The following is a 6,548-nucleotide window of genomic DNA, read 5'->3' on the forward strand; positions in this document are numbered from 1 at the left end:
GATCGACATGTCCAGCAGGCGGCACACCCTTGTTCGGGTTGTCATGATGGACAAGCCGTGATGGACAACTAGTGCCCACCGGGCACGCGGACGCCAACTGAAGAGAGAAAGGTGAGCGTGAAATGACACGGGTACCCATGATCGAACTGAACGACGGAACCCAGATTCCCCAGGTGGGCTATGGCGTCTTCCAGATTCCGCCCGCGGAGACCGCTGGGGCGGTGCAGACCGCACTCGACGTCGGCTACCGCCACATCGACACCGCGCAGATGTACCAAAACGAGCAGGGAGTCGGAGAAGGCATCCGCGATGCCGGAATCGACCGGGCGGCGGTGTACGTCACCAGCAAGCTGAACAACGGATTCCATCGTCCCGACGAGGCACGCCGGGCGTTCGATCAGACGCTGTCGGCCCTGGGCTTCGACGGCGACGATTCCTACGTCGACCTATTCCTGATCCACTGGCCGCTGCCCACGCTCTATGACGGCGATTTTGTCTCAACGTGGAAAGCCTTGGAAGAGTTCAAGAAAGATGGCCGCGCCCGCAGCATCGGGGTGTCGAACTTTCAGGTCGCACATCTGCGACGACTTGCCGAGGAGACCGACACGGTGCCGGCGGTCAATCAGATCGAAGTCCACCCGTACTTCGCCAACAACGAGGTGCGCGCGTACGGGCAGCAGCACGGTATCGCGACCGAAGCGTGGTCGCCGATCGCTCAGGGCAGGGTGCTGGGCGACTCCGTGGTCGCACGCATCGCCGAGACGACCGGCAAGTCGCCCGCGCAGGTGGTGCTGCGCTGGCACATCCAGCGCGGCGACATCGTGTTCCCGAAATCAGTAACGCTGCAGCGCATCAAGGACAACATCGCGCTGTTCGACTTCGAACTCAGCGCTGAGGACCTCGACGCGATCTCGGCTCTCGACAAGGGCGAGGGCGGCCGTATCGGGCCGAACCCGGACACCTTCGACTACGTGCCCAGCTAGCAGCACGGCGAACAGCAGGGGTGGGTCTCAGGCCACCAGATTGTCGCGGGTGGCGGCGGCGCGCGCGGCCTTCTGCCCGCGCTTGGCGCGACGACGAGTCCGGACCGCGGCGATGGCCGACCTCAGACCACGCCGCTCCCCCGGATCCAGTTCGGCGAACATCCGCTCGCTGCGCGTTTCCGGAGCATCATCGGACGTGTCGGTCAGAAAGCGATCCGGCAGAGACAGTTTGGCGATCGTCCGCCAGGTCTTGCCGTACTGGACCAGAAACGATCCCGTGGTGTAGGGCAGGTCGTACTTGTCGGTGAGTTCCCGCACTCGCTGTGAGATCTCGTGCAGCCTGTTGCTGGGCAGATCGGGGTACAGATGGTGCTCGATCTGGTAGCACAGGTTGCCGCTCATGAAGCGCAGTGCGGGCCCGTTCTCGAAGTTCGCGCTCCCGAGCATCTGCCGCAAGTACCACTGTCCCCGCGACTCGCCGACCATGTCGGTCTTGGTGAATTTCTCTGCGCCGTCAGGGAAATGGCCGCAGAAGATCACCGCGTTCGCCCACACATTTCGGATCACGTTGGCCAACGCGTTCGCCTTCAACGTGGACTTGAACGTGGCGCCCGGCGACAGGGAGGTCAGCGCCGGGTAGGCGAGGTAGTCCTTGGCCACCTGGTTGCCCGCCTTGACGCCGAACTCCCGCACCCGCACCAGCGTGGCGCGCCGGTTGTCCCGGCCCTTGAAGATCTTGCCCAGTTCCAGGTGCTGCAACCCGACGCCCCACTCGAAGCCGACCGCCAGCAGAGCGTTGAAGAACAGGTTGCTCAGGTTGAACGGACGCCAGCGCTCGTCGCGCGTCACCCGGATCACGCCGTAGCCGACGTCGTCGTCCATGCCAAGGATGTTGGTGTACTTGTGGTGCATGAAGTTATGGGTGAAGCGCCAGTGCTTGGACGCTCCGCTCATATCCCATTCCCATGTGGAGGAGTGGATTTCGGGATCGTTCATCCAGTCCCACTGACCGTGCATGACGTTGTGGCCGATCTCCATGTTCTCGATGATCTTGGCCACGCCCAGCGTCGCAGTGCCGGCCCACCAGAATTTCCGTGTGGAGCTGCCCGCCAGCAGCAGTCGTCCGGTCACTTCCAGGGCGCGCTGGGCGGCGATCGTGCGACGGATGTAGCGGGTGTCCCGCGCGCCGCGGGAGTCCTCGACGTCCCGGCGAATCGCATCCAATTCAAGCGTCAAGTTTTCGATGTCCGCGTCCGTGAGATGCGCGAACTCGGGCACGTCGGTGATCGCCATGGCAGCCTCCTCTCGATGACCTACCCCAGGGTAACCTACGTTATCGTAGGTTACTGCCCAGTAAACCCCAGGCGTCTGAACCTCAGGCGTCGAGCACACAATCTCCCGATGCCGCCGAGATGCACGTCTGCACCCGGCTGCCGGGCTCGTGTTCGACACCGGTGCGCAGATCGCGCACGTGCCCCTTCAGCAGACCGACCACGCACGACTGGCAGATACCCATGCGGCAGCCGAACGGCATCTGCACGCCGGCGGCCTCGCCGGCATCCATCAACGAGGTCGCCGCGTCCACCGTCGTCGTCTTGCCCGCACGTGCGAACTCGACCGTGCCGCCGCTGCCGTGCACGGGGCCGCGTGCGGCAGCGAACCTCTCCAGATGCAGTCGATCGGCGATCCCCGCGTCCGACCAGGTGCGTAGCGCAGCCCCGAGCAGCGCTTCGGGTCCACACGCCCAGGTCTGACGCTCCCGCCAATCCGGGGCCACATCGTCGAGGCGGGCAAGATCCAGCCGACCCTCGGCCCGGGTGGCGCGCAGTTGCAGTTCATAGCCGCTGAACCGATTTGCGAGCTCGGACAGCTCCTCGGCAAACAGCACGTCGGCCGCTGTCGGCGCCGAATGCACGTGCAGGACATCGCCCAGTTGCCCGCGGCGCACCAACGTCCGCAGCATCGACATCACCGGGGTGATGCCCGAGCCCGCAGTGAGGAACAGGACCGATGCCGGGGCTGGGTCGGGCATGACGAAATTACCCTGGGGCGCAGCAAGTCTCACTATCGTGCCGGGCTCCACGCCTCCGACCAGGTGGGTCGACAGGAAGCCCTCGGGCATGGCTTTGACGGTGATGGTGATCGTGCGCGGCCCCTTGCCGCGCACCGCACGCTCTTCGGGGACGCTGGTCAGCGAGTATGACCGCCACCGCCAGCGTCCGTCGACGAGCAGGCCGATGCCCACGTACTGGCCGGCCTGATAGTCGAACGAGAATCCCCAGCCCGGCTTGATGACCAGGGTCGCCGAGTCGACTGTTTCCCGGCGCACGTCGAGCACCCTGCCCCGCAGCTCCCGTGCCGACCACAGCGGGTTGGCCAGCTTCAGATAATCGTCGGGCAACAACGGCGTGGTGATCCGACCGGCGATGGTGCGCAGGACGTGCCAGCCGCGATTGCGTGCGACTCCCGCGACTGAGGGACGCACGGTATCGGCCACCTTGGCCGTAGTCTTGATGCTGCTCTTGGCCATGACGGCTCCTACCCGATCTGCGGCTACTACGAGTTCCGCAATCGCCTACCTACGGTACCGTAACCTACGGTACCGTACCCCCGCCCTCAGAGCAGGTCCAGCAAAAACTGCAGCTCCTGGGGCGCGTACCAGGCCAGGTCGTGGTCCTGGGCATCCCCGACCGTGAGCTCGGCGTCCTCGTCCCCCAGATCCGCGGCGTCAATCACCTCGACTGCGGCCAGCACCGCGGACTCGGCTGCCGGGTTGTCGACGTAGGCGGCGATCACTCGCTCTAGTGAAATCTCGCCCGCCAACCGCACGACAGCATCGTCGAGGTCGGGTCGCAACGTGATGCCGGCGACGTCTTCCTGGACATCAGCCTCCAGCACAGCGCGGCGGGCGGGGAGCCCCTCGGATCCCGGCCCGCCTGTTTCCCCTGAGTCGGCACCGATGAGCCGCAGCGAGGCCAGCGCCGCATCCCGCAACGCGATATCGGCGAGTTGCTCATCGTCCCCGTCGGAGTAGGCCTCCCGCAGCGTCGGGGTCACCGCGAACGCGGTCCCGTTGACCGGGCGGAGTGATCCCTCGGCGACCAGTTGCTGCAGCATGGCCAGGGTTGCCGGGACGTAGACGCGCACCAGACAAGAGTAGCGAGGGTGCCCGCTCTCCTAGGTCTCCAGGTCTCCTAGGTCTTCAGGCCAACGCCCAGCGTCGCGACGTGGTCGTCGACGTAGGTTGACAACTCGCGCACCGGGCGCCGGTAATCTCCGGTGAGCACCGGCTTCTTCGGCAGGGTGACCTTCGGACGATCAACGTCGTAGTAGTCGATGGTGGACAGCAGATGCGCGATCATGTTCAGCCGCGCGTGCTTTTTCACATCGGATTCGACGATGTACCACGGGCTCAGCGGCGTATCGGTGTGCACCATCATCTGATCCTTGGCCCGTGAGTAGTCCTCCCAGCGGTACACCGACTCCAGATCCATCGGGCTGAGCTTCCACTGCCGCAGCGGGTCGTTGTGGCGGGACCGGAACCGTCGAAGTTGTTCATCGTCGGATACCGAGAACCAATACTTGCGCAGCAGCACACCGTCTTCTATGAGCATCTGCTCGAAAATCGGTGTCTGCCTCAGGAACAGCGTGTGCTCGGCGGGGGTACAGAAACCCATCACCTTCTCCACTCCGGCGCGGTTGTACCAGGACCGGTCGAACAACACGATCTCCCCCTTGGCGGGCAAGTGGGCGATGTAGCGCTGGTAATACCATTGCCCCTGCTCGCGGTCCGAAGGCGCCGGCAGCGCGACAATCCGGGTGAGGCGCGGGTTCAGATGCTCGGTGATCCGTTTGATCGTGCCGCCCTTGCCGGCGGCGTCGCGACCCTCGAAGACGACGACGACGCGGGCGCCGGTTTCACGGACCCATTCCTGCAATTTCACCAATTCCGTTTGAAGACGGAACAATTCTGCGTGGTAGAGGCCATTGGGGATCTTGTTCGGCTTGTGCGCGCCGACCTTCTTCTTGCCCACCCGCAAATCCTAATGCGGCCGTGCCGATGACATGGCGCTTCTGCGATGCCAAGTGACACGGCTCTCGGGGCGAACCGAAGGCGCTATTGTGCGGCCTCCACCAGCTCGTCGAGTGCTTCGCGGAGCAGGCTGGGCAGCATATCCACATCGCTCATCGCGTCACGGTCTGCGTTGATCCCGAAATACAGCATGCCGTTATAGGAGGTCACGCCGATCGCCAGAACCTGGTTGTGCAGCAGCGGCGGCACGGCGTAGGTCTCCAGCAACTTGGTGCCGGCGATGTACATCTGCTTCTGGGCGCCCGGCACGTTGGTGATCAGCAGGTTGAACTGGCGGGCCGAGAAGGTGGTCGCGACCCGGATGCCCATGGCGTGCAACGTGGGCGGACCAAAGCCGGTCAGCGTGACGATGGTCCGGGCGTCGACCAGGCTGGCCGCGGTGGAGTGCGATTCGGTGGCGTGGGTGATCTGCGACAACCGCACCACCGGGTTGGCTTCGCCGACCGGAAGATCCACCAGGAACGGCGACACCTCGCTGATTGCCTGGCCGGGACCGGTGGAGTGCAGTTCGGCGTCGGGGTACACCGACATCGGGGCCATCGCCCGCACGGTCATCGTCGACGTCACCGGCTCACCCCGGGACAGCAGCCAGTTCCGCAGCGCGCCCGCGACCACCGCCAGCACGACGTCGTTGACGTTGCAGTCGTAGCGGGCGCGCAGCTGGCGGAACACTTCGAGGCTGCCCGATGACACCGAGAACCGCCTGTTGCGCGACACCGTGGTGTTCAGCGGGCTGCTTGGCGCGGTACCGCGCGCCACGGTGCGGGCCATGCTGGCGAACCGGCGACCCAGGTCGATCATCTGGCCGGTGCTGGTCACCGTCTCGGTGACCGCCGAACGCAGCGCCGCAGCCTGCGCGGTGGGCCGGGCGACCCACTCACCCAGGGCGCCGAGCACCAGTTGGCCGTCGCCGGGTTCGCGCGACGGGATCCAGATGTCCTCACCGAAGGCCGGCGGCTTCTGGGTCCGGTCGGCGATCACATGGCCGATCTCCAGCGCGGTCATACCGTTGACCAGCGCCTGGTGCGATTTGGTGTAGATCGCGATCCGATTCTTCGCCAGGCCCTCGATCAGGTACATCTCCCACAGCGGGCGGGACTTGTCCAGCGGGCGGGACCCCAGCCGCGCGATGAGTTCGTGCAGCTGGGAGTCGCTGCCCGGCGACGGCAGCGCCGAGCGGCGAATGTGGTAGGTGATGTCGAAGTCGGGGTCGTCGACCCAGACCGGCCTCGACAGCCCGAACCGCACTTCGCGGACCTTCTGCCGGTACCGCGGAATCTGCGGCAACCGCTGTTCGACGGTTGCCAGGACGGTTTCGTAGCTCAGCCCATTGCGGGGTTTGCGCAGGATCGACAGCGACCCGACGTACATCGGGGTCGCCGAGTTCTCCATCCTGAAGAAAGTCGCGTCCGACGCCGACAATCTCGTCAACATGTCGTGGCCGACCTCCCTTCCATCACCCGACGATCGTG

6 protein-coding genes are annotated in these 6,548 nt (G+C 65.1%); 1 reads left to right on the forward strand and 5 read right to left on the reverse strand.

The features are described 5' to 3' along the window. The first annotated feature begins 122 nt into the window (after positions 1–122). Positions 123–983, forward strand: coding sequence for an aldo/keto reductase (locus ACPGXI_RS16915; protein WP_526654993.1), 861 nt, complete (start codon positions 123–125; stop codon positions 981–983). Positions 984–1,010: 27 nt separating this feature from the next. On the opposite strand, the gene ACPGXI_RS16920 is transcribed toward ACPGXI_RS16915, so the two are convergent. The 5 genes from ACPGXI_RS16920 to ACPGXI_RS16940 form a co-directional block, all read right to left on the reverse strand. Further along, a complete protein-coding gene (locus ACPGXI_RS16920) occupies positions 1,011–2,276 on the reverse strand; it encodes a fatty acid desaturase family protein (protein ID WP_526654995.1) in 1,266 nt (421 codons plus the stop codon). A gap of 82 nt (positions 2,277–2,358) precedes the next feature. Next, a complete protein-coding gene (locus tag ACPGXI_RS16925; protein ID WP_526654997.1) occupies positions 2,359–3,513 on the reverse strand; it encodes a ferredoxin reductase in 1,155 nt (384 codons plus the stop codon). A gap of 86 nt (positions 3,514–3,599) precedes the next feature. Next, positions 3,600–4,133, reverse strand: coding sequence for a DUF6912 family protein (locus ACPGXI_RS16930; protein WP_526655011.1), 534 nt, complete (start codon positions 4,131–4,133; stop codon positions 3,600–3,602). Positions 4,134–4,177: 44 nt separating this feature from the next. Beyond that, entirely contained in the window at positions 4,178–5,017 is an 840-nt protein-coding gene (gene ppk2 / locus ACPGXI_RS16935) for a polyphosphate kinase 2 (RefSeq protein ID WP_526654999.1), read from the reverse strand. Positions 5,018–5,100: 83 nt separating this feature from the next. Beyond that, a complete protein-coding gene (locus ACPGXI_RS16940; RefSeq protein ID WP_526655013.1) occupies positions 5,101–6,510 on the reverse strand; it encodes a WS/DGAT/MGAT family O-acyltransferase in 1,410 nt (469 codons plus the stop codon). Positions 6,511–6,548: the final 38 nt, after the last annotated feature.

The organism is Mycobacterium sp. (genome assembly GCF_049608025.1).
Taxonomy (GTDB): domain Bacteria; phylum Actinomycetota; class Actinomycetes; order Mycobacteriales; family Mycobacteriaceae; genus Mycobacterium.

Bases quoted from the DNA above. Each gene is read 5' to 3' on its own strand.
- ACPGXI_RS16915 (WP_526654993.1), top strand. From the start codon at position 123: ATGACACGGGTACCCATGATCGAACTGAACGACGGAACCCAGATTCCC.
- ACPGXI_RS16920 (WP_526654995.1), bottom strand. From the start codon at position 2,276: ATGGCGATCACCGACGTGCCCGAGTTCGCGCATCTCACGGACGCGGAC.
- ACPGXI_RS16925 (WP_526654997.1), bottom strand. From the start codon at position 3,513: ATGGCCAAGAGCAGCATCAAGACTACGGCCAAGGTGGCCGATACCGTG.
- ACPGXI_RS16940 (WP_526655013.1), bottom strand. From the start codon at position 6,510: ATGTTGACGAGATTGTCGGCGTCGGACGCGACTTTCTTCAGGATGGAG.